A 24,075-nucleotide genomic window follows, 5' to 3' on the forward strand; every position below is an offset into this window, starting at 1 on the left:
TCATGTTCAACGCATTCCTAGCTGTATCAAAAGCGCCTTGCACTTAGCGCGCTGCTAAACTAGGCTGGGATGCTTGTGCGGAAAATTCTTGCAGCCCCTTAAAGCCAACCACCTGAGCGCCATTCGTCTGGGCAAAGGCTTGAGCATCTTTCTCAGTCAGGAATGCAGAAATACCATCATTGTTGCGAACAAAGAAGGAATTTTCGGCAAACAGTTTCCAGCCGTTGGTGCGATCGTGAACAAAGATTGCACTCACCGCCTGCTTTCCTTCTGCTTGAATCTTTTTCAATGCCGTCATCATATTTTGAATCGAGGCATAGTTTCTGACTTTATCTTCATCCTTGAGCCACAGTTGAGCCGCTAATTTTGCATCTTGAATCGGCTGCTTGGTTTCAGCATCTTCACCTGCGATCGTAAAGTTATCAGCTTCTGTCGCAGCTTGCTCGTAGTTCATTCCCATTTCTTGCATCGCCTGCTTGAGATAGCTGTCATCAACAAACTTAGTCACATCCTCCGTTTTGATGTTTGCATCTAGCCTTCCTAATTGTTTCAATGTGGTCACACTGTTGTTTAAGGCATCCAAATTCGGCTTGCGAATTGTGGGATTGAGTCGCTGTAAACCTGAAGGGCCAAGGAACATATAGACGACTTCTTTTTCCACACCCGCCCATTGTTCGACCTTGGCTGAGATTGCTTCGGGTTGTTCGCGGAAGAGCTTATTCGCTTCGAGCATTGCTTTCATATATGCCACGACAACTTCTGGATATTGTTTTGCGAAGTCCGATCGCACAACCACACCATGAAACGTGGGAACACCAAGTTCTGCACCATCAAAAATCTTGCGTGCAAAGCCGCGGAAGGGAAATAGTTCGCCAAAGGGAACAAAGTTTGCATGAGCATCAATTTGATTGGTTCGGAGGCTGGTTCCGCCAACCTCTGGCGCTTGGCTAATTAGCTTGACATCCTTTTCAGGGTCAATGCCAGCGCCCTTTAACGCCTTCAGCACCATTCCGTGAGCCGCAGAACCAAACGGAACAGAAACTTGCTTGCCCTTCAAGTCTGCCAATGTTTTGACAGGACTATCTTTTGGAACCATGACTGCATTTCCAGCCCCGGTCGCGCTGTAACCCAAGGTGCCAATATAAAGCGTGTTAACACCGCCACCTTTCTGCTGAAAAGTTGTCATGTTAATTGTGAGGGGAAAGTCTCCCATCATGCCGATATCAAGCTGATTGGCAAGCATTTTGTTGGTAATCGGAGGCCCTGAAGTGTAGCTTGACCACTCAATTTTGTACTCTACATTTTCGTATTTTCCGGTTTTGGGCAAATACTTTTCAAGCAATTTCTCTTCGCGAATAACAGAGCCTCCGGTTGCCGTGTTAATTACTTGATCTTGAGTGCCGATCGCAATGCGAATTACTTTTTTGCCACCCGAATTACCAGATACATTGCTTGCTTGAGTATTAGAACATGCAGCGACGAAAGCAAATGAACTGAGTGACAGAGAAAGCAAAAAGCCTCGACGAGTGAACCTCCGTCTATTCATGGTTGAAATCGCTCCAACTCTTGTTTGTAGCTGTCATTCTATGCAATTGATGCAGGCTGTTCGTGTAGAACATGATACAAATTCTGGCTTCTCTTTCTTTTTATTCATAAATGGATCGATTGAATCGATAAAACAATTTGATGAGTTCAAAATACTGCTAGTTAAAGGGTTGTTTCTTCAAAAGGTCTTCGCTTTGTAGTTAATAAAAATCCAACTATTTCAAAGGCTAATTAATTGTATTCGTTGAGAAGAATAGCGCAGTATTTTATTCTGAAATGTCCAATTTGTTGATAATTTATGTAAACGTTTAATAAAAAGCAAGCTTCCTTTAAAGCAGGAATGAATACTAAATTTGTACTGTAGATAGCGACTTTAATAGCGCCTTGCCTCGCATTAATCTTCCTATGCTGTTTGACAAACTTAGTACGCCTGCTCCAAGCTGAACTAAGATAGAACAATTGCTTGGGGCGGAGTTATGGATCTAGAGAAGCCATTGGGATCAGTCATTCAAGGATCTCTGAGCCAAGGGTTAGAAGTGCGACTGCATCCTGATATCTCAGTTGAGGAAATGCGGGTCGGCAAGTTCCTAGTTGTGCAGGGAACGCGATCGCGCTTTTTCTGTATGCTCACCGATGTTTCTCTCGGAACTGCCAGCCAGCGCATTATCGCCAATCCCCCAGAGCCCACCAATTTATTTTTACAAGAAGTGCTTGCCGGAAGCGGGACATACGGCACGATCGAACTGTCTCCGATGCTGATGTTTACGCCGACTGAAAAGCCTGTTGAGAAAAAGAAAAAATCTTCCAAGTTGGCATCGTTTGAAGCAAGCTCAAGTGAAGCGATCGAGCTTTTACCCGTAAAAACGATTCCGAGCCACTTCAGTCAGGTGTATGACGCGAGTGAGCGAGATTTCCGCGCCGTGTTTGGCTGGGAAGATGACCCCCATCGGCGGAATTTTGCCATTGGACAGCCGATCGATATGGAGGTGCCGATTTGTTTGGATCTCGATCGATTTGTTGAGCGCAGTAATGGTGTCTTTGGGAAATCGGGAACCGGAAAATCATTTCTCACACGATTGTTGCTCGCAGGCATTGTGCGGAAACAAGCGGCAGTAAATCTCATCTTTGATATGCACTCAGAGTATGGATGGGAAGCTACTCGCGAGGGAAAACAGTTCAGCACAGTAAAAGGTTTGCGGCAACTATTTCCAGGACAGGTGCAGATTTTCACACTCGATCCAGACTCGACAAAGCGGCGAGGAGTGCGCGATGCTCAAGAACTTTATGTCAGTTACGACCAAATCGATGTTGAAGATTTAATGCTAGTGCGGGGAGAGCTAAACCTTTCAGAAGCCGCGCTAGAAAACGCAATTATTCTCCGTAATGAATTTGGTAAGGCTTGGATCAATCGGCTTCTCACCATGAGCAATGGCGAAATTCAGGAGTTTTGTGAGACGAAAATGGGCAGTAAGTCCTCGATTATGGCACTGCAACGTAAACTCAATCGCCTTGATGAACTGAAATATATTCGGAATAGTTGTCCGCATAACTATGTCGGTCAAATTCTTGAAGCGATCGAGAGCGGAAAGCATGTTGTGATTGAGTTTGGGTCTCAATCGAATTTACTGTCCTATATGTTAGCGACTAACATCATTGCGCGGCGAATTCACCAAGCTTATGTGCGAAAAGCAGAGAAATTCTTGCAAACCAAAGAAGTGAGCGATCGACCCCAACAGCTTGTGATTACGATCGAAGAAGCCCACCGATTCCTTGATCCAGCAACTGTCGGACAGACGATCTTTGGTACGATCGCCCGTGAAATGCGGAAATACTTTGTCACGCTGTTAGTGGTCGATCAACGTCCGTCTGGCATTGATAACGAAGTGATGTCACAGATTGGAACGCGGATTACTGCCTTGTTGAATGATGAGAAAGATATTGACGCGATTTTTACCGGAGTGTCTGGGGGGCAAAGTCTGCGATCGGTACTGGCAAAACTCGATTCAAAACAACAGGCGTTAATTCTAGGTCATGCAGTTCCGATGCCTGTGGTTGTGCGGACTCGTCCGTATGATGAAACGTTTTACAGAGAGATTGGTGATACCGCTTGGGAAGAATTACCGGATGTTGAGGTGTTTCGGGCGGCTGAGGCGGCTAAGGCGGATTTAGGATTTTAACGTCAGTTCGACGGATTTCCTTGCTGCGGTTAGGTTCGGTCGTGCCCCCTAAATCCCCCATTTTGGGGGACTTTGAAGGTCGGGAGAACTCATAAGATTGGAGAATTTCGCTGCTCCAAGTCCCCCACCCGTGGGGGATTTAGGGGGCAACGCGCAGATCTAAACGTAGTCAAGAATTTGCGTCGAACTCACCTGATTTTAGGCGTAGGTCATAAAAAACAGAGACGCTCCGGCGGAACGTCTCTAAAAGATTGGCGATTGTACGATCGATTAAATCAACAACGGACGGAACCCATGTTTCACCGAAGCCTCTCCAATCTGCTCCATTTTCTCAACCGTGATCCGATTGCGTCCCCAAGAGAAATTCGTGTGCAACTTCTCAAACTCCAGCAGCATCGACTCAGCAAAACACGCAAACAACTGACGTGCAGGCACATCCATATTCACGATGCTCATAATCCGCCAGTCAATATCTAGCGAATGTTCCACAATTCCACCATTGAGAACTGTAATTCCTGGATGCTGTACCTTTGTACCCAAGTTTTTCGGATAGCCACCATCGATCAATAAACAAGGCTGCTTCAACTGTGTTGGATCAATCTCCACACCCTTCGGCATACTCGCGACCCAAACGATGATGTCCGCTTGCGGTAAGGCTTCCTCTAGGCTCTGAATCTTGCCTCGTCCGAGTTCGGCTTGCAGATCCTGAAGCCGCTCTTGATTTCGTGCAATTAACAGCAGTTCGGCTACATCAGCGCGAGAATTTAACCAGCGACAAACCGCGCTGCCAATATCTCCAGTTGCACCACAGATCGCCACCGTCGCTTTTGACAACTCAATGCCTAACTGCTTCGAGGCTTGTTCGACTTGGCGGCAAATGATGTAGGCGGTGTGTGTGTTTCCGGTTGTAAACCGCTCAAATTCCAGCATGACGTTTCGCACTTGCCGGATCTGCGACAGATTGAAATTCTCAAAAATAATTGAAGAGAATCCACCCAGTGCTGTGATATTGATGCCGTGCTTTTGCGCGTGTGCCATCGCGTTAATGATCTTTCGAGTTGCAGCTTTGATGCGGCGGGTTGCCAGCATTTCTGGGAGGAAGCAAGACTCAACGTAACGTCCTTCGATTTCTTGTCCCGTAATACTTTTGACTCGAATTGTATCGACAATCTGCGGCGGGGCACTGCACCAGAAATCTAAGCCTTGATCCGCGTATTCGGGATATCCTAGCTCTCGTGCAACAGACTGAGCGTGTTCTAAGCTTGTGAGATGACCAATTAGACCAAACATCGATCGTATGTGAAGTAGTCCGACTTCAGGCGGTGAGATGGATAAAACGAAACCGTTAAACTGATGTAAGAGAAAATGCCACAAATCGACGATGGACGCAAGCAGATCAAGAGTCCACCGTCGGAAGATTGAAGCGATCGTTCGTCGTCGCGCCGTTAGACGGCTGCAAGTCCGTGCGCCGACATCCGCATGACATCGCGGGTCGTAAAGCCAATATTGGTCAGCGCTTCGCCGTATTGAATCATAAAGTCTTCGACCAATGCTTCGCGCTCCATTCCAAGAACGCTGGCATCTGCCTCGACTTGATTCAGCATTTTCCAAACCAAGGGAAGATTTGCTTTGTTTGCTTCTTCTAACTCGGCTTTCGAGGCTTCAAAGTTTGCTTTCAGCCATTCTTCGCCGTAGTTCAAGTGCATGTATTCGTCTTTGACGACACCTTCGGTAATTTTGCGAGCGAAGTCATCTGCAACCGGAATGTAGATGTTGTATGCCGAAATCGCAAAGCACTCAATGATCAGCGATTGAATCAGCAGGCAGGTGACAATTTTACCTTCGGCGGCGGCAACTTGGAAGTTGTTGTGCAGCGCGGAGAAAAATTCGCGGGCAAACTCCATATCGGCAACCACGCTGAGGTTACGACCGCAGGCTTCAAAGCCTTTTTTGTGGCGGTTCTCCATGCGTGCAAGTCCGATTAACTGGTCTTTATCATTGGGCAGAAGTTCTGCTAGTTTTTGATAGTTTTCATGTGCCTCTTGTTCGCCCTCGATGACGATCGCGTTAATTCGGCTATAGGCATCTTTGTATTGCTCACTGTGGAAGTCAATCTCTAAGGTCGCCTCAAGTTGGGGCATAGATCAGATTTCTCCTGGTCATGACGATAATTTCCGCAGGGTGGCGGAGGTTCGGGTGGGATTGAACACGGTATCTCCCCATTCTTTCCCCCCTCTCACTTTACCGTCTAAGGTTGAGAATGACGCTAAGAATCGATAAAATATCTGCGCTAATGGGCATTGAAGCGCTAAAATAACCGATTCTTTGGGGCGTGTGGGAAGTATGAGGAGCGAGTGGAAGCGTGTACTCGGTTTAGCGCTACTGATTGCCGGGGCAGGAGTCGTTCTGCTGCCGCTGGGAGTGGTATTGATTACGTCGTTTAAGCCGCCAGGAAGTTCCCTTGATGCTCCGGGTTGGTCGCTGGAGAATTATCGCGAAGCTTGGCAACGGGGAGGGTTTTTGCTGGCGTTTGCGAATTCGATCGTTGTGGCGATCGCGGTCATGCTCTTTCAGATTTTCACGTCAGCGCTTGCGGGTTATGCGCTGGCTCGGTTGAAGTTTCAAGGCAAGCAGGCGATTTTATTAATTGTTCTCACGACGTTGGTGATTCCGTTTCAGATTTTGGTGATTCCGATTTTTCTGGTGCTGAAATGGGGGCATTTGATTAATACGTATGGGGCGTTAATTTTGCCGACTGCGGCGAATGGATTCGGGATCTTTTTGATGCGGCAGTTTTTTCAAGGAATTCCGATCGAGCTTGAGGAAGCGGCGATGCTGGATGGAGCCGATCGGTTACAAGTGCTGTGGAAGGTGATGTTGCCGTTGTCGCGTCCGGCGTTGGTGACGTTGGCGCTATTTACGTTTATTGGGGAGTGGAACGATTTATTTAAGCCGCTTGTGTTTACGACGCGCCCAGAGTTGCGGACGGTGCAGTTGGCACTCGCGAGTTTTCAAGAGCAGTTTACGAATAGTTGGACGTTGTTGATGGCGGCGATCGTGTTGGCGACGATTCCGATCGTGGGGATTTTTGCGATCGCTCAGCGGCAATTGATTCGAGGCATTGCAACCACAGGGATTAAAAATTAAGACAGTGCTGACAGAATGAAGTTTGAAATTCTCACACCGCTTGGTTTTACAGTTAGAACCTCAGAGGAATATTGGCAACGCTTGATTGCTAAACATCCTGATATCAAAGAATTAGAGGAGTTAGTTCAAGCTGCACTTGCAGTGCCCGATGAAATTCGGCGGAGTAGCCGAGATGCAGAAGTGCTGTTGTTTTATCGGAGTCATCGGACAGAAAGATGGGTGGTTGCAGTGGCAAGGCGCTTAAATGGAGATGGATTTCTGATCACGGCTTATCAAACGGATGCGATTAAGGAGGGTGAAACGGTATGGCTCAAATAAAAGTGTTTTACGAACCTGAAGCCGAACTGTTAAGCGTGTTTTGGCAGAGTCCTCGCAAGAATCAGATTGGTACGGAGCTTGGAGACGGAATCATTTTGTTCAAAGATGGCGTGAGCGGTGAGCCAATTGGTGTGGAAGTGCTGTCTTATCGCCCTGGAGATGCTCGGCTTGATGCTGTGAGCGTGGAGTTAGGCCAGTCAAGCCAAATGCAGCCAGCTAATTGAGCTTTAATTTCTTTGTGTTGGCGACGATTCCGATCGTGGGGATTTTTGCGATCGCTCAACGTTAACTGATTTGGGGCATTAATAATTAGGCTTTGCGAAAAACGACAGTGAAGATTCCGGCAGATGCAATTATTCCAGATGAAAAAATCGTTGACTATCTCTTAGTGCAGAAGCTCAGGAATAACAAATCAAAGTTTTTGGCACAAGCTGGATTTACGCAAGAGAACCCCGAAGCCTTGAAAACAGCAATTCGATCGCTTGCTGACGAAGGAGAAGAGATCGCAGATAAAACCAATGAGTATGAAACGTTCTATCAAGTGATTGGAGAATTGGTCGGCGCGAATGGTGTCAATCTACCTGTTGTTACAATTTGGGTAAACCGTCAAGGAGATGGAAAGTTTCAGTTTGTGACGCTCAAACCTTACCGAGAATCTTGATATGGCTCTAGAACTATATTGCGAAGTTGCTTTGACTTGCGATTTGCCGGAATACAACTTGAAAGCAGGAGACATTGCAACTTTGATTGATTTTGTGCCGCATCCTAACGGTGGAGAGGAAGGCTGTGTTTTAGAGGTTTTTAACGCAGTGGGTGAGTCGCTAGCTGTGATTACTGTTCCGGTTTCTACGATCGCGGCGCTAAGCTCTAATGAAATCTTGACGGTTCGTTCTTTGGCGAAGGCAAGCTGATCAAGGTAGCATTGCGTAACTGGGATGAAAAATTAAGCTGCGATCGCATTGAGCAAGTGCAATTAGAATCATCGCTGATTCTTTTTGTTACCTCCCGGGTTTTATGACTTCACAGCTTCAGGCGATCGAGGACGTTTATTCAGCGCTGGCAGAATGCTGGAGGAACGGAACGCGCTAACTATCAAATGTTTTTTGGAGAGTCCAAGGCGGAGAATGGAGCATTGATGCGATCGCTCAACACTTCAAAAACGCCACCCGCAGCAAAGCCAAAATCCAAGCCGCCCTCGAAGCCCTCGGCATCGTCGCCCGCCAAACTGACAACACACAAAGCAAATGGTACTTCACCGACCTCCGCACCACCGCTTAAATGCAAGCGCGAGTTATTTCAGCACAAATCATCCACGCCTGCGATCGTCGAACCCTTAGAATGAAAGTGCCGAGTTGACACCCTAGCTCATGGACAATCAAGCAACTCAAGCAACGGGACTACCTGAGAAAATCTTAGAGGCCCTGAGCACACTGTCTCTCGATCGACAGCAACAGGTGTTTGACTTTGTGGAGTTTTTGATCCAGAAGCAAGAGAACTCTGAAGTGCGCCCTCCAATGCAGCAAGCAGCAGAGCCTAGTAAAAAGAGAATTCTAGGTCAGCATCAAGGCATGGGCTGGATGAGTGAAGACTTCAATAATCCCCTACCCGATGAATTCTGGCTTGGCGATGAAAGCACTTAGGAGATCTTCATGAATCTTTTGCTCGATAGCCATGTTTTGATCTGGTTAGACATTGATCCCGATTCTCTATCAGCGCGAGTGCGGGAACTCCTGACCGATGAAAGTAATACATGGGTCACAAGTATTGTTAGCGTTTGGGAAATTCAAATCAAACTCCAACTGGGTAAGTTGTCGCTGAACTTACCTTTCTCTGAATTGCTAGAAAATTTACGAGTGACTAGCGGTCTGCAAATCTTACCGATCGAGCTATCGCACATCTGGTTACTAGAAGGATTGCCGAATCACCATCGCGATCCGTTCGATCGACTGTTAATTGCTCAAGCACTCTCCACCCAACTCCCGATCGTGAGTGCAGATTCGATGTTCGATCAATATTCCATCCAACGATTGTGGTAAACCATCGCCGCTAAGCTCCACTGAGGGGTCATACCCCTTTGCGTACTGCTTGTAATATTTATCACAGTAGAAGAATCTTTTCCCTTTGAGGTTCTTCCATGAACATTAGTGCCACTCTTTCCCAAGCCGATCGAGACGCGATCGTCCAAGCCATTGCAACAATCCAGAAACATCTCCCCTTTCTGATCGATTTAGTCGCTGAAGAACGCTCCTCGCTGCCAAAGCTCAGCCCCAAATCTCGATCGTTTGTCAACACTGCCTTAGATGTTGCTAGTCGCAATCCCGACTTCTTACCGCGATCGTTTGATGTAGAAGAAATGCGAAAAGACTTGGAACTGTTTCAAGACCTCAACCAAATTTTGATGAGCCTGACTCAACTTCAAGATATGGTCAACGACACTTGTATGGTCGTTGGCAGTGAAGCGTATACGGCTGCATTAACGGTCTACGACTACGCCAAGAAAAGTGGTGTGAATGCAAACGGAATGGAGCCGATCGTTGCTGAAATGCGAGAACATTTTCGTCGATCGCGCAAACCGAAGCCTTCCCAAGAAAAGAGCGCGGTTAACTAAGCGCCACGATCGGTCTCGTTGTCATTGAAGGAACGTGAGTTTGACACAAGTTCTTGGCTACGTTTGGCTCTGCGGGTAGCCCCCTAAATCCCCCATTCTGGGGGACTTTGAAAGTCAGAGGACTCCCTGAACCTGGAAAACTTCTTTTCTTCCAAGTCCCCCACTCGTGGGGGATTTAGGGGGCGAAGCTGCTCAAACCGAAGTGAAAAAACTCGTCGAACTGACGTTAAAGGAGCATCACAATGATGCTCTTTTTATATGAAAAGCTCCTCTGATTCATCTTTAAGCAGCAACGATCGAGGAAGAAAGCACAATCATTTCCTCTCGAAGCAGGAACAATTGAGGCAGGAGGCGCGATCGATTTCTCCCGAAGCACGATCAATCCCTCCCGAAGCAGCAAGAATTGAGAAAGAAAGCACGATCAATTTTGCTCAAAGCACGATCGTTGCCCATCAAAGCAGCAAGAATTGAGGAAGAAAGCACGATCGCTGCCTGTCGAAGCGCGATTGTTTCTGGCGATCGCACCATCAATTGCAGTTTTTCGTCCGGTAGTTTCCCAAGCTAATTCTGCACTTTCGCCATTAGCACAGGCTTACCTTCATGTTTCTGCGGTGCAGTCGCATCCTCGATCGTCACCGCCACAGTAGAAACCAAATTAGCAGACCGAAAGACTGTTGGAACCGCGATCGACTGAGACATTTTGCCCTCAGCATCAACCGTAAACACATCCGTGAGGATTGCACTCTTAGAATCCGTCGTCACCGGAGCATTCTGTTTCACCACCGTCCACAAGGCATAAACCTGCCCCGGTGGTAGCGGCGGCAAATTCCGCACCGTCAGCACCGCTTCTAGACGATTGGGATCGATCGCAACCGTTGCAGAAGCCGCGTTTCCCGCTTTTGTGGCTTGCAGCGAGTAAACCAGCGTTGCCAATCGCTCAGTTTCGGTCTGCGATGTTTGTAGGGCTTGCCGCAATTGATAGTTATTGATACCCAATGCCACAATCAGAACCGCCGCCGCAACATTCAGCACTTGACTCCACCGCAGCGATCGACGAACGGGTCTACTCGCTGCTTCTGGAGCCGCTAAAGGTCGCTCCTGAGCCGCTAAGATAGCTGAACGAAGATGCGTCGGGGGATTGACTTCAGGAGAACCAGAAGACAGTTCTAGTGCTTTCTGCATCCGATCGACTTCTTCAGCGATCGCAGGATGATCAATCAAAAGCTGCTCGAATTCCGCCGCCTCATCGGAGTCGAGATCGCCCAAGACATACCCCGCAATCAATAGTTGTAAGTGTTCTGAAGCCATCGACCAACTCATAAATGGGATTATCCAAGGTAATCGGTAAGGGTTTGACGCAGCTTGAGGAGACTCCGCCGAGTTTTTGTTTTCACAGTGCCAAGCGGCAGGCTTAATCGTGCAGCAATTTCTGACTGACTAAGACCATCGTAATAAGCAAGACGTAAGATCTGCCGATCGCTTTCTGGAAGTTGGGCAAGAGCAGCCCGCACCTCTTGAGATTGTTCCGTTTGAAACACCTGCTCCAATGGAGATTGGGAAGCCATTTCGGTGCTGCTAGAGCGAAACCGATCGAGAAAAGAACGAGAGGTGCTGCGCGATCGCACCCGGTCAATCGAGCGCGATCGTGTTAGAACTGCTAAGAATGTTCTGAGAGAACCCCGACGCGGATCATAGGTCGTGGATTTCGCGAGATTGAGAAAAATATCTTGAGTTAAATCCTCAGCTTCCTGTGGATTGCCCAACGCTTTAAGAGCCAAGCCGTAGACCAGCGCAGCGTGACGATCGTAAAGAGTACCGAGTGCTTCTTTCTGCCCTGCTCGTAATGCTTGATATAGCTCTGCATCTGTCTGACTCGGAGGAGATTTTTCTGCGTCGTCAAACTGCTCAGACATCATGCTAATCAGGCTCAAGAAGCGCATTCGTTTTCCAACCTTTACTTTGACACCAATCCCTAGCAAAAGCGTTTACCGGACAAAAAAGTTATCGAATCTCAATGGCTCGACAGAAGACTTTCTGGCGTTGCTGAGCGTAAAGATGAACCGCCTTCATCCCTTCTCCCCTACCGTGTACACACAAGTTGATTGATCTGTTACCGCAGAAATCTTCTGCCCCCTAAATCCCCCATGAATGGGAGACTTCGAGCCAAAACTCCGAGTTCAAAGTCCCCCAGAATGGGGGATTTAGGGGGCGAAGGATCTGTAGCATTCACGAATTGACTTGGTATCAAATCGTAGAAACGCTGCGAGTGCGTGGCGTTTCTACTCCACAGGCTGACCAGTGCGGACTAACCAATTTAGTACGGCTTGAAGATGCCGCGTAGTTCGCCACCGCGATTTTGCTTCGTGTGAATATCCACGTACATTTTGCCATTCGCCAAAGCCTGTAGCTGTTCAGGAGTCAGCGTGTATTCCCCCATCAGCCGACCTTGCAAGCCACTTTCGCTGGGACTAACCTGGAGTGCATATTGGAACGGGCCATTCGCATTCGGTTCGCCCCGGTGAATATGCACACCCGACGTGATGTTGGGGTTAGGCGGATTGAGCGGATCGGTTGCATAATCACGAAGCGGACTCGATAGATTGCTAAAGTCACCCCGGACAATTAGGCGATCGCCCACAAGCACTGCGCCTGCCGCACCAAAAGCACCGCTAGATGAAGCCATCGGCATCACCTCATCTTTCGTCAGAACTGCAACGTAGCGGGTTAGGGGGGTGCTTTCCATCATGCCCTGAGCAATCAAAGCGCTCTCGGCTTGGTGTAATGCTTCTGATGCAACTTCAAAACTCTGCGCGGTCGTGAATACAGCAGTCTCTTGACTCTGAACGGGTTGGGAAAAGATCGAAATACTGACTGCAATCACACAGGCGATCGTACTGAAAAAAAGAGAACGAAGAAGTTGTTTGGGCTTGTTCATGGTTGTATTGCTCTAAAACGAGGTCGAAAATGGCGAGGTCAAAAATCACTCATCCGACTCCTGCGTAATACCAAATTGATCTTTAATCGCTACAGATCTTGGAAGCCCCCTAAATCCCCCACGAGTGGGGGACTTCAAGAAGGATTGGATTTTCAAAGTCCCCCAGAATGGGGATTTAGGGGGCGAAGGATCTGTAGCATTAACAAATTAATTTGGTATGAAGCACAGCAGATCGAGGAGAGTTTCCAAGAGTACGGATGGGTTTCCCATTTGGATTCCAAACAGGATAATTTTTTTCGATCGCCACAAGATCGCGCCCAGCTAGTTCTGCACCGCTTCTAGAAAAGTTAGTAATGTTTCTCGAATCGGCAGCAAGTTCTTGTAAAGCTGCATCTCTGGTGAAAGCTGCTGCACGATCGACCTTAACCTGATCGCCAAATCACGCTGCTCTTTCAAGATAGTGAGTGGATAACGGTAAGTCCGAATTGTGAACAATATCCACTGTGATTGTTCTAATCGCCGCAATGTTTGACGCTCGACTCGAATCCAAAGATTGCTTGGTGATAGTTCTACAGGTGCAATATTGGAATGACTTTGATGACCTAGATACAACTCTGGAGTCTCAACAATGCTCCAATTCACTCGGAACACTGGACAATCGACCTTTAATCGATCGAACAATCGATCGACCGGATTCCCCAACTGCTCTGGATAGTTCGGCACCGGATGATGAATCTGCATCATTGGTTTTCCAAGCTTCTCTAACAATCTCCACCGCAACGGAAAACACAACGATGCTGCGGCAAGACTGTAACCCCGATCGCTCGGCTGCATCAAACAAAAATCCTCCTGAACTAATCGCCCTGCAAGATCCAAAGGTTGACTAAAATCAGCAATGTTCCAGGTTTGATTGGTTGCTTTGACCGTGATTGTTTCTGAAGCGCGATCGTACTGTTCTGGAAAGTAGCGTAATAGATGATCAATCAATAGCTCCAAAACTTCCTGCTGCGCCAACTGTGTTCCTGGCAAACTTGCAAACACTTCTATATAGTTCGTTTCTAACAGTTCTGTCTTACGCTGCAAGTAAGGCACAAGCTGATCATCCATCTCGATCCAATCTTCTACCTTAAGCGGCTGCAATCCTAGACTTAATGTTCGATCGCTCCCTGTAAATGGTAGATAGATGCGCTGATTGCTCATAAAACTCAAAAACAACGATCGACTACAATTTAGAATATCTCCGTTGTTGAGCCACTGCTATGACTTCGTATTCCTTATGTGCTAATTGCATTCGGGCGACCAAAGGGAAGACGAGGAGCATACAGACAGTGGGAAGAGGAAGATATTCCAGTACAAGTTGTATTTGATATTCTTTCACCCGGCACTACAGGTGAGGAGATGTCGAGCAAGTTTGAGTTTTATCAAACCTACGGAGTCGAAGAATACTATCTCTATAATCCCTATCGCAACAACTTAACAGGCTGGATTCGTCGAGGCTCGGCTCTCAGCGAAATTCAACAAATCAATGGCTGGATTAGTCCACGCTTAGGCATTCGGTTTGAATTGACATTTCAAGATTTTGTGATTTATCGACCCGACGGCGATCGCTTTCTCAGCCCAGTTGAACTCAAACGGCTTGCAGATCAAGAACGCCAACGTGCCGATCGACTGGCAGAATATCTGCGATCGCTGGGAATCGATCCCGATCAAATTCCCGACTGAGGCTTGCCGATGCCCCTCACCCCGTACAATGAGGATTCAGCAATCTTCCTCAGCGTTAACTCCTATGTCTGGTGACTACCTAGAGCGGATTCTCAATGCCCGTGTGTACGATGTGGCTCAGGAAACCCCCCTCGAATTTGCGCCCAACCTCTCGGCTCGACTCAATAACCGAGTGCTACTCAAACGCGAGGATATGCAATCGGTTTTCTCGTTCAAATTGCGCGGCGCTTACAACAAAATGGCGCAGCTACCCCCGGAAATTCTCGCTCAAGGGGTGATTGCGGCTTCGGCTGGAAATCATGCTCAAGGAGTCGCCCTTGGTGCAAAGCGACTGGGAAGCACCGCGATTATCGTCATGCCTGTGACAACCCCGCAAGTCAAAATCGATGCAGTCCGATCGCGGGGTGGCGAAGTTGTGCTGCACGGTGACACCTACGATGATGCTTATGCCCATGCCCGCCAGCTAGAAGCAGAAAAGGGATTAACGTTTGTCCATCCGTTTGATGATCCAGACGTAATCGCGGGACAAGGCACGATCGGTATGGAAATTCTACGGCAATATCAGCAACCGATTCATGCTGTATTTGTCGCGATCGGTGGTGGCGGTTTGATCTCCGGTGTAGCAGCCTACATCAAACGACTCCGCCCTCAGACGAAAATTATCGGAGTTGAGCCAGTCGATGCCGATGCGATGACGCGATCGCTCAAAGCCGGATATCGGATCAAATTACCGAATGTCGGTTTGTTTGCCGATGGTGTTGCTGTGCGAGAAGTCGGAGTCGAAACGTTTCGATTGTGCCAGCAGTATGTAGACGAAATGATTTTGGTCGATACCGATGACACCTGTGCGGCGATTAAAGATGTGTTTGAAGACACGCGATCAATCCTTGAACCTGCGGGAGCTTTGTCAGTTGCAGCGATCAAAGCCTACGTCGAACGCGAGCAAATCACCGATCAAACGCTGATCGGGATTGCCTGCGGTGCGAACATGAACTTCGATCGCCTCAGATTCGTGGCAGAACGCGCAGAACTCGGAGAACGCCGAGAAGCGATCTTTGCGGTCACGATTCCCGAAGAGCGCGGCAGTTTACGCAAGTTCTGCGATCTACTCGGACGACGGAACATTACCGAATTCAACTACCGCATCGCTGATGAGAGCATCGCTCATATCTTTGTGGGAATGCAAGTCTCTGGTCGATCGGATGCGGCTCAAATGGTTTCAACCTTTGAAGCCAACGGATTTAAGACGATCGATCTCACCGATGACGAGTTCGCCAAATTACATCTGCGGCACATGGTCGGCGGACGATCGCCCTTAGCTGAACACGAAGTCCTTTATCGATTTGAGTTTCCCGAACGTCCCGGAGCGCTGATCAAGTTTCTCACCTCAATGCGCCCTGATTGGAACATCAGCCTATTCCACTATCGCAATCACGGAGCTGATTATGGGCGCATTGTGTTAGGCGTGCAAGTTCCACCCGATGAAATGACCGATTGGCAGGCATTTCTTGACTCGATCAGCTACCGCTACTGGGACGAAAACCAAAATCCCGCCTACAAACTCTTTTTGGCATAACCGCTCTCCCCTACAATTCAGAATGGTGAAATTGTTTAGCTTGGAGAACCGCTGTGGATTTATCTCGCATTCCCGCCCAACCGAAACCGGGCTTGATCAACGTTCTGATCGAAATCCCCGCAGGCAGTAAGAACAAATACGAATTCGACAAAGACCTCAACGCCTTCGCTCTCGATCGCGTCCTCTATGCCTCAGTGATGTACCCGTTCGATTACGGCTTCGTGCCCAACACGCTCGCCGACGATGGCGATCCGCTTGATGGCATGGTAATCATGGATCAGCCCACCTTCCCCGGCTGTGTGATCGCAGCCCGCCCGATTGGAATGCTCGAAATGATCGACGGCGGCGATCGTGATGAAAAAATCCTCTGCGTTCCCGACAAAGATCCCCGCTATACGAATATCAAATCGCTCAAAGACCTTCCCCAGCACCGTTTAGACGAAGTGGCAGAATTCTTTAGAACGTACAAAAATCTAGAGAAGAAAGTGACAGAGATCCTGGGCTGGCAAGACGTAGATAAAGTGCTGCCCCTCGTTGAGCAGTGCATCAAAGCCGCAAACTAAACTCCATCGCATCGATCGACTGTAAAGGCTGAGGAAAATTCCTGAGCCTTTTTTTGCATCCGCACTTATAATCCATCTCAGTCTGCTATCCCCAAGAATCGAATGGGTAGCCTAAACACAGGGCACCTCTCCCACCGTTTCTCGGAACGGCATCACACTAAATCCTGCTTGTAAGCAATACCAAGCTGAAGCCTTCTTCATCTAGATTGCTTTGACAAGCACTTGAAGCAACTTTGAATTCAGCGATGACCCAGTCTTCTGATTTTCACATCCATTTTTGGGGCGTTCGAGGCAGCATTGCTGTACCGGGAAACGAAACCGTGCGCTATGGTGGCAATACCTCTTGCGTCGAGATGCGCGTGGGCGGGAAACGCCTCGTTTTTGATGGCGGAACTGGGCTGCGCGTTCTTGGAAAATCAATGATGCAGCAACTGCCAGTGGAAGCGCACCTCTTCTTTTCGCACTCCCACTGGGACCACATTCAAGGCTTTCCATTCTTCATTCCAGCGTTTATTCCCGGCAACTGTTTTCACATCTATGGCGCGATCGCTCCCAACGGTGCAACGATGCAGCAACGCCTCAGTGACCAGATGCATCATCCCAATTTTCCAGTACCGATGCAGGTGATGAAGTCGGATCTAAAATTTACGGATGTCACAGTGGGAGATGTGATCGAACTCGATGATATTCAGATTGAAACCGGTCGTTTGAATCATCCCAATACTGCGATCGGCTACCGCGTTACTTTTCAAGGTAAAACAGTCGTCTATGCAACGGATACTGAGCATTACCCCGATCACATCGATCCCGATCTAGTGCATCTTGCCCGGAATGCCGACGTTTTAATCTACGATGCCTGCTACACCGACGAAGAATACTACGACGAAAAATCGCCCAAAATTGGCTGGGGGCACTCTACTTGGCAAGAAGCCCTGAAAGTTGTAAAAGCAGCAGGCGTGAAACAAGCGGTGATGTTCCACCACGACCCCAATCATGATGATGATTTTCTCGACTCGGTAGAAGCTCAGGTGCGATCGGTGTTTCCAAACAGTCTGCTAGCACGCGAGGGCATGATCCTACCCGTGGATTAGATTGAGTCAAAGATCAGTAGCCTCGTAAAGAGACGATGCATCGCCTCTTTACCAAGGTCTGTAGCGAGTTATTTAGAGATCTGCTATCAGGCAGAGGTCGCAGGAGTTTCAGACTGCGCCTGTGGATTCAGCGAGAACATTACCCGCGAAAGACCACTTGCAAAAATGCTGGCACCCACCAACGTTCCAAGCAACCAAGGCGCGTTAGACGGATACTGAGACCAAATCAATGCGCCCAATCCAGCAGTGATAATTGCATTGCCTAACAGCCAGAACCAATTTTTCTGTTCGCGCATACGGAACGCCAAAATCAGCTCAAATGCACCTTCTGTTAACAAGAAGCTACCGAGGAGCAAGGTCAGCGTTAATACTCCGGTTAGAGGAGACACAAACAGCATAATTCCAGTTGCAATATACAGCGCACTTAAAAGGATCTTCCAGAGAAAGCCGCCTTGATTGCGAGTTTGCACTGCATAGACGAGCTTGGTGAACCCTGCTGACAGAATAATTAATGCAATCCAGGTTTCGCTCACGAACGTCGAGAACACAGGCGCAACAACAGCACCAATTCCTAATGCAATCAATAAAATACCCGACCAAAGTGCACCATTTCTGCTCTTGGGCTGTTCGATACTTGCTGTCATAAAACTTCTCCTACAGTATTTAGAACCATCACTACACTAGAGAATGCTTGCACGATCGATAAGGCTCTGAAGAGATAGACCACAATCCAGACGAAAGATTGAGCGAAGATCATTCCCCGGTATGACTGTATTTGAGAAAAGAAAAGCAATCATCAAAATATCTAAGCTTGTCTTGGAGCAATTATTAATTTAAAGAAGTACAGGGATAAAGCAGTGTTAGAGCGAAAGGGGCGACGAATCTTAGCAGTGGATGATACCGCAGATAATTTGCTATTGCTACAAGTGTTTTTGGAAGCAGAAGGGTTTGAAGTTGAAGTCGCAAACTGTGGTAGTGCTGCATTAAATCAATTTCAGCTTTGCAACCCGGATCTGGTCTTGCTCGATGTCATGATGCCCGGAATGAATGGGTTAGAAGTGACGCAAGAGATTCGATCGAATGATCGCACAACTCCAATTTTGCTGATCTCGGCTCACGACAAGGTGCAGGTTCAACCTGGCTTAGATGCGGGTGCAAATGGATATATTCAAAAGCCGATCGATTTGTCGCAATTGTTATCCAGCATTGAAGCCCTGACTGCTTGATTGTCACAGCGCGACAGACGCTTTAAACGAATAAGAGTGCATCCTAAATGAACTCAAGTTACGAATTCATTCAGGATACACCCTTTAAAAATATTAAGCTGAACTATTGAACCAAGCCAGTTCTCAAAGCGCGGACTGCCACTTGTGTACGATCGTCTGCACAAAGCTTATTTAGAATGTTGCGAACGTGAGTCTTTACTGTTCCAACAGTGATATATAGCTTTTCTGCGATTTGAGCATTGCTGCAACCCTCTACAATTAGCTTTAACACTTCTAATTCGCGCTCAGTCAGAGGATAAGCAGGAATAAAGTCTTCATCCGACAGACGGTTGATTGAAATGGTAGGTGCTTCAGCAGACTGTTGCCCTGAACCGTATGATTTTTGTGTTTGGGAAAGAACAACACGAGCGATCGCCGGATCAATCCAAGCATTACCGCTAGCAGTTGTTTGAATTGCCTGAGCAAGCTTATCAATGCTGGCATCTTTCATGCAGTAAGAATCAGCTCCAGCCGCAAATGCAGCTAGTACCGTATCCTCGCTGTCCTGCATGGTCATAATCAGGATTTTCGTGTTGGGACATTCACCTTGAGCTTGCGCCTGCTTAAATTGCTGCGTGAGATCAATTCCAGTCGAGTCCGGTAGACCGATATCAACGATCGCAACATCAGGATGAGAGCTTCTGAGTAGTCTTAATCCCGACTTAGCATCACGCGCATCTCCAATTACTTCAAAGCCCTCACGCTGCTGTAGAGCGGCTCGAATGCCAACGCGGGTTAGGTCGTGGTCTTCAATCAATATGACTCGAATCATGCCTATTGCCAAGCCTCAATTATTATAATGAACTATCAGTCACCACCGAGCGTGATGTTGCTGCAAGTTTTTAATTGGTAAGGCGATTTTAGGGTAGAACTTGAAGTAGATGGATCTATCCTAAGTTCCCTCTATTTAGATAGAGTATCCCCCTGAGGAGAGAGACGTTTAAGAAGTTTCAGTAAACATAGATTGAGAAATTAGCCAAAGTAGAACATTGTTTGTTTACTTGAATGTATTGATACATTGATGCGCTTGGAGGCAAGGATCGTGGAAAAAACTGTCATTTCAGCCATGCTTGATCCAAAAACGCCACCAGATGTGGTGATTCGAGCCGAGCCGCGTCAACCAGAGTCTGATCCAACTTTGGGAATTCCAGTTCAAGCTGATCGACAAAGTACACCAAAGCATCGATTAGTGACGATCGGCGATTCGCTAACTCATGGCTTTCAAAGTGGAGCAATCTTTCAGACTCATCTTTCCTATGCCGCGATGATTGCTCACGAATTGGGCTGGAAAGACTTCCGCTATCCCACTTACGATAGTCCAGGTTCTGGGCTGCCGCTTAATCTGGAATCGATCGCTCGTAGCTTAGAGATGAAGTATGGTGGACACCTGAAATGGTGGGAAGTTCCATTTGGGCTGTTGAATGTGCGGAGTTTTCTCGATCGTACTGAAGACTTTTGGGAGCAGGGTGCAGGATCTCAGTTCTCAGCCCAAGGTGAAATCAACCACAATTTAGCCGTGTACGGTTGGGATTTACGGAATACGATGTCTCGCAATGCAGATATCTGTCTTGAAGTTTTACGCGATAACCTGCCCAAAGATAACTTCATTAAACAGACGGTTGCTCATCACAATGAGCGGGCTGCAATTCGCGTTCTCAATACTGCACGAAATCAGGAAGGACAAGCATTATCGCCGCTTCAAGCTGCACAAGCATTATCGAATGAAGAAATCGAAACGCTGATTATTTTTATTGGCTCAAACAATGCGTTAGGAAGCATTCTAACATTCAAGGTGGAATGGTCGGATGTTGGCTACGATGATATGGATGTCAACGATCGCTACACGGTTTGGCGACCCATTCACTTTCAAGCCGAGCTTGATCTGATGGTGGAGCAGGTGAAGCAGATTCGCGCTCGTCATGTGATTTGGTGTACTGTTCCGCATGTAACGATCGCGCCGTTTGCGCGGGGTGTGGGCGAAAAAGTGGTATCCGAATCAAGATACTTTCCTTACTACACACAGTTCTGGATCAAAGATAAGTCGTTTAATCCAGCAAAACATCCTCACTTAACTGCGAATGAAGCCAGATCAATCGATAGTGCAATTGATCAATACAATGATGCGATCGTGAATGTGGTGCGAGAAGGTCGCAAGCAGGGCAGAGATTGGTATCTGTTTGAAATGGTGGAGTTGCTCGATCGTTTAGCGGCACGTCGCTTTTTTGACCAACCACGAGTGCAGCCGGAGTGGTGGGTGCCCTATGAATTGCCGCCTGCATTGCAAGCGTTGAAGCCTGTACCGGATTCGCGATTTTTCCGATCAAATGCACAGGGACGATTGCAGGGGGGATTGTTCTCGCTTGATGGAATTCATGCAACAACGATCGGATATGGCATCATTGCACAAGAATTAATCAAAATCATGCAGCTCGCGGGTGTTGAGTTCTATGACGCTCAGGGACAAAAGCGATCGAGTGATGTTCAGATTGATTTCGATCGGCTGATTGCGCTCGATACCCTAATTTCCCAACCGCCCCGATTGGTTGAAGATATTATCAACACGATTGGCTGGTTGGATAGTGTGTTCAGCTTCATGAACGGAGTGCTGAGAGCAAACTATTAAGCTGCATCAATCATCGATCGCTTCTCCACCCACCACGACATCACGGATTCTTAAACTGGGGCCTCCGCATCCCACCGCTAATCCGCTCTGTCCGCCTTTGCCACACCCCCCCGACTCATCCCAGAAAAAGTCATCGCCGATCGCTTCAATGTCTGCTAATGTCTTAAACGCATTTCCGGAGAGCGTCACATCCCGCACAGGTTCCGCGATTTCACCCTGACGAATCATCCAGGCTTCACCCGCTGTAAAGGTGAACATTTCTCCGTTCGTCATACCACCAATCCAATTGCGGGCATAGACTCCTTCTTTGATATCCTGAAACAAATCCTTCACAGGGGTTTTGCCGCGCTCGATCCAAGTATTTGTCATTCGCACGATCGGTGGATAGTGATAGTTCAAGCAGCGAGCATTTCCGGTGGGTGCTTCCTCTAACTTGCCTGCGGTTTCGCGGGAATGTAAGCGCCCCACCAGAATCCCATCTTTGATCAGTTGGGTTGTCGTTGCCGGAACGCCTTCATCGTCGTAAAAATAGCTGCCTCGGTGGCCTTCGATCGCGGCTCCATCATAAATCTGCAACTCAGGCGATCCAAATCGTCGCCCAATACTCATCACTTCTAAAATATCAGGGTTCTCATACGCCATGTCTGCTTCAGACAAATGCCCAAACGCTTCATGCACAAACAAGCCCGACAAAATCGGATCAATCACAACTGTATAAGCGTTACCCTTGACGGGCGGAAGCGCAAGAGAGTTCACTGCTCGTTGTGCTGCCTCTTGTACCTGGGGATCGAGGTTTAATAAATCTTCGTAGGCTTTGCGCGACCCGACCGTTTCCCGCCCAGTTTGAACCGTTTCACCATTACGTGCCGTTGCCGCAAATCGCATCTCCAGATCGACCCAAGACTGCTCAATCAAACTACCCTCTGAAGTTGCCAAAATCATGCGTTGAGCGCTGTCTCCATACCGGACGGAAATCGTGGCAACGCGGGGATCAACGCTGCGAAGAATTTCTCCGTAATGTTGACAAAGCGCCTTCTTCTCGGAGAGCGGAATCTGGCGCGGATTAGTTCCTGTGAGCAATAGCGATCGCTCGTCTTGAATCGGCGCAACCGGGGCTAAAACCGTTTCATCGGTTCCGACCAATCGTGCGGCTGCGATCGCATCTTCGACTCGCTCTTTCAAACTTGATAGCTGATTGAAGCTTGAAAATCCCCAGCCGCCCTTATAGCAAGCCCGGACTTGTCCGCCGATCGAAATGCCCTCGCTCAGCGTTTCGATTTTGTGACCCCGCAGCAGGATATCTGTTCCTTCTGCTGCTTCGAGCCGAATCGCTAAGTAATCGACTCGGTGCCGATACCGACTGATCAAATCAGAAATTAAGTTTTTAGCGTCGGATAATGCTGAGTTCATGGGCACTCTTAAGGATCACTCCTTACTATTGTGCGATCAATCGATCCCTCATGCAAAAAAAGAGCCATTAAATTAGCTCTTTTTCTCGGTCTTATTGTTTGACACTCAACGCTTCAGGTAGTTCTAGTCCTTTGAGTTGCGAAGACGGATTAAACGGCGACGCATTTGCGGAGAAGCCGTAACCTCAGAAATCTCTTTCGCTTTCACCTCTGCCGCAACGGGTTCTAAATACTCATCGGCACCACACGCGTAAGCATCTAGCAGAAACTCAAGCAGTTGTTCTGGATTACTCAAAACAGACTTCTCTTCGATCAGCCTAAATTTCAGGTGAACTTCGCATTCGTAGACACCCACTTCCGAGGGGGTGACGTTGCATTCTAAAGGATCGTAATTCATCTACCCAAGCAGTCCCATGATGTGAATAGTGGTTGATAGTTCAGACCGGGCTTGACAATGGCAAAATTCCACCAAAGTATTGCAAACGATTCAATGCACCTTCAGTAATTCCTGGAATAAGTTGCTCCAGAGCGCGATCGAGCAAGATCAAAGAAAACAATCCTCTGCTGCTCGAACTTAGCATTCCTGAGAAGGAACTCAAATCAGCGATATCGCTGAAACAGCTACACAAATCTCACGGCATTGCGATGAAATCAGGCTGAAGAAATTTAGCTGCGTACAGCGCTTATGCCCATTTATAGGCGAGTAACTTTGAAAGTAGTACCGTAATAACACCAGTTTTCACAAATACTTTAAAGCAACAGGCTCAAAAACAAAAAAAGGTATTGCTGGATTGGAATTCCTATTTTTAGTGCAGTTTCTTGTGTAATGAATTGATGAAGTGTTCTTTGAATTTTAACTTGTCAATTATCAAGCGGAATGTTCCTAGTACTTCTTGTGATCCAAGGCACTTCTTGAGGGGAAATACGGAGAAAGTAACTGGCTAGTTAATCTCTAAGCAAAGCTTTAGAGATCATCATTAGAAAAGAATTACAAAATAAGCTTTCTGAATTGTCATGCAAATGTCAATTTTTTAGGTTTCTCACTATTACTAAGAAACAGGGCTTTCAGTAAAGGTCGAATGGTTATGTACTATTT

Annotated in this window: 28 protein-coding genes; 17 read left to right on the forward strand and 11 right to left on the reverse strand. The window is 47.6% G+C overall.

Annotated elements, in window-relative coordinates; translation table 11 throughout:
* Positions 1 to 43: 43 nt before the first annotated feature.
* Positions 44 to 1,546 (reverse strand): ABC transporter substrate-binding protein, encoded by a 1,503-nt coding sequence (locus NC981_RS13680; RefSeq protein ID WP_348243381.1) that lies wholly within the window; start codon positions 1,544 to 1,546, stop codon positions 44 to 46.
* A 475-nt stretch (positions 1,547 to 2,021) separates the two neighbouring features.
* Between NC981_RS13680 and NC981_RS13685 the strand changes: the two genes are divergently transcribed.
* On the forward strand, positions 2,022 to 3,722 hold the full coding sequence (locus NC981_RS13685) for an ATP-binding protein (RefSeq protein WP_348243383.1): 1,701 nt from the start codon (positions 2,022 to 2,024) through the stop codon (positions 3,720 to 3,722).
* 270 nt (positions 3,723 to 3,992) lie between these two features.
* On the opposite strand, the gene NC981_RS13690 is transcribed toward NC981_RS13685, so the two are convergent.
* Both NC981_RS13690 and NC981_RS13695 read right to left on the reverse strand, forming a co-directional pair.
* Positions 3,993 to 5,012: a long-chain acyl-[acyl-carrier-protein] reductase gene (locus NC981_RS13690; RefSeq protein WP_348243385.1), complete on the reverse strand. Its 1,020-nt coding sequence runs from the start codon at positions 5,010 to 5,012 to the stop codon at positions 3,993 to 3,995.
* A 155-nt stretch (positions 5,013 to 5,167) separates the two neighbouring features.
* Entirely contained in the window at positions 5,168 to 5,863 is a 696-nt protein-coding gene (locus tag NC981_RS13695; RefSeq protein ID WP_348243387.1) for an aldehyde oxygenase (deformylating), read from the reverse strand.
* A gap of 202 nt (positions 5,864 to 6,065) precedes the next feature.
* Here NC981_RS13695 and NC981_RS13700 point away from each other — a divergent pair, with 202 nt between their 5' ends.
* The 10 genes from NC981_RS13700 to NC981_RS13745 all read left to right on the forward strand — a co-directional run bounded on the left by NC981_RS13700 (position 6,066) and on the right by NC981_RS13745 (position 10,266).
* Positions 6,066 to 6,869, forward strand: a complete 804-nt coding sequence (locus NC981_RS13700; protein WP_348243389.1) for a carbohydrate ABC transporter permease — start codon at positions 6,066 to 6,068, stop codon at positions 6,867 to 6,869.
* 15 nt (positions 6,870 to 6,884) lie between these two features.
* The gene (locus NC981_RS13705) at positions 6,885 to 7,187 is read left to right on the forward strand and encodes a hypothetical protein (RefSeq protein WP_348243391.1); all 303 of its coding nucleotides are present in this window, start codon (positions 6,885 to 6,887) and stop codon (positions 7,185 to 7,187) included.
* A complete protein-coding gene (locus NC981_RS13710) occupies positions 7,175 to 7,411 on the forward strand; it encodes a hypothetical protein (RefSeq protein ID WP_348243393.1) in 237 nt (78 codons plus the stop codon). The genes NC981_RS13705 and NC981_RS13710 overlap by 13 nt, the downstream gene beginning before the upstream one ends.
* 107 nt (positions 7,412 to 7,518) lie before the next feature.
* The gene (locus NC981_RS13715) at positions 7,519 to 7,848 is read left to right on the forward strand and encodes a DUF6883 domain-containing protein (RefSeq protein ID WP_348243395.1); all 330 of its coding nucleotides are present in this window, start codon (positions 7,519 to 7,521) and stop codon (positions 7,846 to 7,848) included.
* A gap of 1 nt (position 7,849) precedes the next feature.
* The gene (locus NC981_RS13720) at positions 7,850 to 8,098 is read left to right on the forward strand and encodes a DUF4926 domain-containing protein (protein WP_348243397.1); all 249 of its coding nucleotides are present in this window, start codon (positions 7,850 to 7,852) and stop codon (positions 8,096 to 8,098) included.
* A 185-nt stretch (positions 8,099 to 8,283) separates the two neighbouring features.
* A complete protein-coding gene (locus NC981_RS13725) occupies positions 8,284 to 8,529 on the forward strand; it encodes a hypothetical protein (RefSeq protein ID WP_348243399.1) in 246 nt (81 codons plus the stop codon).
* 25 nt (positions 8,530 to 8,554) lie between these two features.
* Positions 8,555 to 8,827 carry a DUF2281 domain-containing protein gene (locus tag NC981_RS13730; RefSeq protein WP_348243401.1) on the forward strand — a complete coding sequence of 91 codons (273 nt, stop codon included), beginning with the start codon at positions 8,555 to 8,557 and terminating at the stop codon, positions 8,825 to 8,827.
* A 9-nt stretch (positions 8,828 to 8,836) separates the two neighbouring features.
* Positions 8,837 to 9,223: a type II toxin-antitoxin system VapC family toxin gene (locus tag NC981_RS13735; protein ID WP_348243403.1), complete on the forward strand. Its 387-nt coding sequence runs from the start codon at positions 8,837 to 8,839 to the stop codon at positions 9,221 to 9,223.
* A gap of 98 nt (positions 9,224 to 9,321) precedes the next feature.
* Complete coding sequence (locus tag NC981_RS13740; protein WP_348243405.1) at positions 9,322 to 9,795, forward strand: hypothetical protein; 474 nt, start codon at positions 9,322 to 9,324, stop codon at positions 9,793 to 9,795.
* Between the two features lie 258 nt (positions 9,796 to 10,053).
* A complete protein-coding gene (locus NC981_RS13745) occupies positions 10,054 to 10,266 on the forward strand; it encodes a hypothetical protein (protein WP_348243407.1) in 213 nt (70 codons plus the stop codon).
* A 90-nt stretch (positions 10,267 to 10,356) separates the two neighbouring features.
* Here the strand turns inward: NC981_RS13745 and NC981_RS13750 are convergent, their stop codons facing one another.
* The 4 genes from NC981_RS13750 to NC981_RS13765 all read right to left on the reverse strand — a co-directional run bounded on the left by NC981_RS13750 (position 10,357) and on the right by NC981_RS13765 (position 13,930).
* Positions 10,357 to 11,115, reverse strand: coding sequence for an anti-sigma factor (locus tag NC981_RS13750; RefSeq protein ID WP_348243409.1), 759 nt, complete (start codon positions 11,113 to 11,115; stop codon positions 10,357 to 10,359).
* A gap of 8 nt (positions 11,116 to 11,123) precedes the next feature.
* A complete protein-coding gene (locus NC981_RS13755) occupies positions 11,124 to 11,708 on the reverse strand; it encodes a sigma-70 family RNA polymerase sigma factor (RefSeq protein ID WP_348243411.1) in 585 nt (194 codons plus the stop codon).
* A gap of 401 nt (positions 11,709 to 12,109) precedes the next feature.
* A complete protein-coding gene (locus tag NC981_RS13760; RefSeq protein ID WP_348243413.1) occupies positions 12,110 to 12,730 on the reverse strand; it encodes a CHRD domain-containing protein in 621 nt (206 codons plus the stop codon).
* A gap of 321 nt (positions 12,731 to 13,051) precedes the next feature.
* A complete protein-coding gene (locus tag NC981_RS13765) occupies positions 13,052 to 13,930 on the reverse strand; it encodes a DUF3445 domain-containing protein (RefSeq protein ID WP_348243415.1) in 879 nt (292 codons plus the stop codon).
* A gap of 78 nt (positions 13,931 to 14,008) precedes the next feature.
* Between NC981_RS13765 and NC981_RS13770 the strand changes: the two genes are divergently transcribed.
* The 4 genes from NC981_RS13770 (at position 14,009) to NC981_RS13785 (ending at position 17,682) form a co-directional block, all read left to right on the forward strand.
* Positions 14,009 to 14,452 carry a Uma2 family endonuclease gene (locus tag NC981_RS13770; RefSeq protein WP_348243417.1) on the forward strand — a complete coding sequence of 148 codons (444 nt, stop codon included), beginning with the start codon at positions 14,009 to 14,011 and terminating at the stop codon, positions 14,450 to 14,452.
* A gap of 28 nt (positions 14,453 to 14,480) precedes the next feature.
* Positions 14,481 to 16,028 (forward strand): threonine ammonia-lyase, biosynthetic, encoded by a 1,548-nt coding sequence (ilvA, locus tag NC981_RS13775; RefSeq protein ID WP_348243419.1) that lies wholly within the window; start codon positions 14,481 to 14,483, stop codon positions 16,026 to 16,028.
* Between the two features lie 53 nt (positions 16,029 to 16,081).
* Positions 16,082 to 16,591: an inorganic diphosphatase gene (locus NC981_RS13780; RefSeq protein WP_190375678.1), complete on the forward strand. Its 510-nt coding sequence runs from the start codon at positions 16,082 to 16,084 to the stop codon at positions 16,589 to 16,591.
* A gap of 245 nt (positions 16,592 to 16,836) precedes the next feature.
* Complete coding sequence (locus tag NC981_RS13785) at positions 16,837 to 17,682, forward strand: MBL fold metallo-hydrolase (RefSeq protein ID WP_348243420.1); 846 nt, start codon at positions 16,837 to 16,839, stop codon at positions 17,680 to 17,682.
* An 86-nt stretch (positions 17,683 to 17,768) separates the two neighbouring features.
* Here the strand turns inward: NC981_RS13785 and NC981_RS13790 are convergent, their stop codons facing one another.
* Entirely contained in the window at positions 17,769 to 18,326 is a 558-nt protein-coding gene (locus NC981_RS13790; protein ID WP_348243421.1) for a DUF308 domain-containing protein, read from the reverse strand.
* A gap of 213 nt (positions 18,327 to 18,539) precedes the next feature.
* Here NC981_RS13790 and NC981_RS13795 point away from each other — a divergent pair, with 213 nt between their 5' ends.
* On the forward strand, positions 18,540 to 18,908 hold the full coding sequence (locus NC981_RS13795; protein ID WP_348243422.1) for a response regulator: 369 nt from the start codon (positions 18,540 to 18,542) through the stop codon (positions 18,906 to 18,908).
* A gap of 103 nt (positions 18,909 to 19,011) precedes the next feature.
* On the opposite strand, the gene NC981_RS13800 is transcribed toward NC981_RS13795, so the two are convergent.
* Positions 19,012 to 19,725, reverse strand: a complete 714-nt coding sequence (locus tag NC981_RS13800) for a response regulator transcription factor (RefSeq protein WP_348243936.1) — start codon at positions 19,723 to 19,725, stop codon at positions 19,012 to 19,014.
* 288 nt (positions 19,726 to 20,013) lie between these two features.
* Here NC981_RS13800 and NC981_RS13805 point away from each other — a divergent pair, with 288 nt between their 5' ends.
* The gene (locus tag NC981_RS13805) at positions 20,014 to 21,570 is read left to right on the forward strand and encodes a hypothetical protein (protein ID WP_348243937.1); all 1,557 of its coding nucleotides are present in this window, start codon (positions 20,014 to 20,016) and stop codon (positions 21,568 to 21,570) included.
* A gap of 6 nt (positions 21,571 to 21,576) precedes the next feature.
* Here the strand turns inward: NC981_RS13805 and NC981_RS13810 are convergent, their stop codons facing one another.
* Entirely contained in the window at positions 21,577 to 22,980 is a 1,404-nt protein-coding gene (locus NC981_RS13810) for a TldD/PmbA family protein (protein WP_348243424.1), read from the reverse strand.
* Between the two features lie 123 nt (positions 22,981 to 23,103).
* On the reverse strand, positions 23,104 to 23,376 hold the full coding sequence (locus tag NC981_RS13815) for an Npun_R1517 family heterocyst differentiation transcriptional regulator (RefSeq protein ID WP_348243426.1): 273 nt from the start codon (positions 23,374 to 23,376) through the stop codon (positions 23,104 to 23,106).
* Between the last annotated feature and the right edge of the window lie 699 nt (positions 23,377 to 24,075).

Source organism: Leptolyngbya sp. DQ-M1, assembly GCF_039962505.1.
In the GTDB taxonomy this organism is placed as follows: domain Bacteria; phylum Cyanobacteriota; class Cyanobacteriia; order Leptolyngbyales; family Leptolyngbyaceae; genus Leptolyngbya.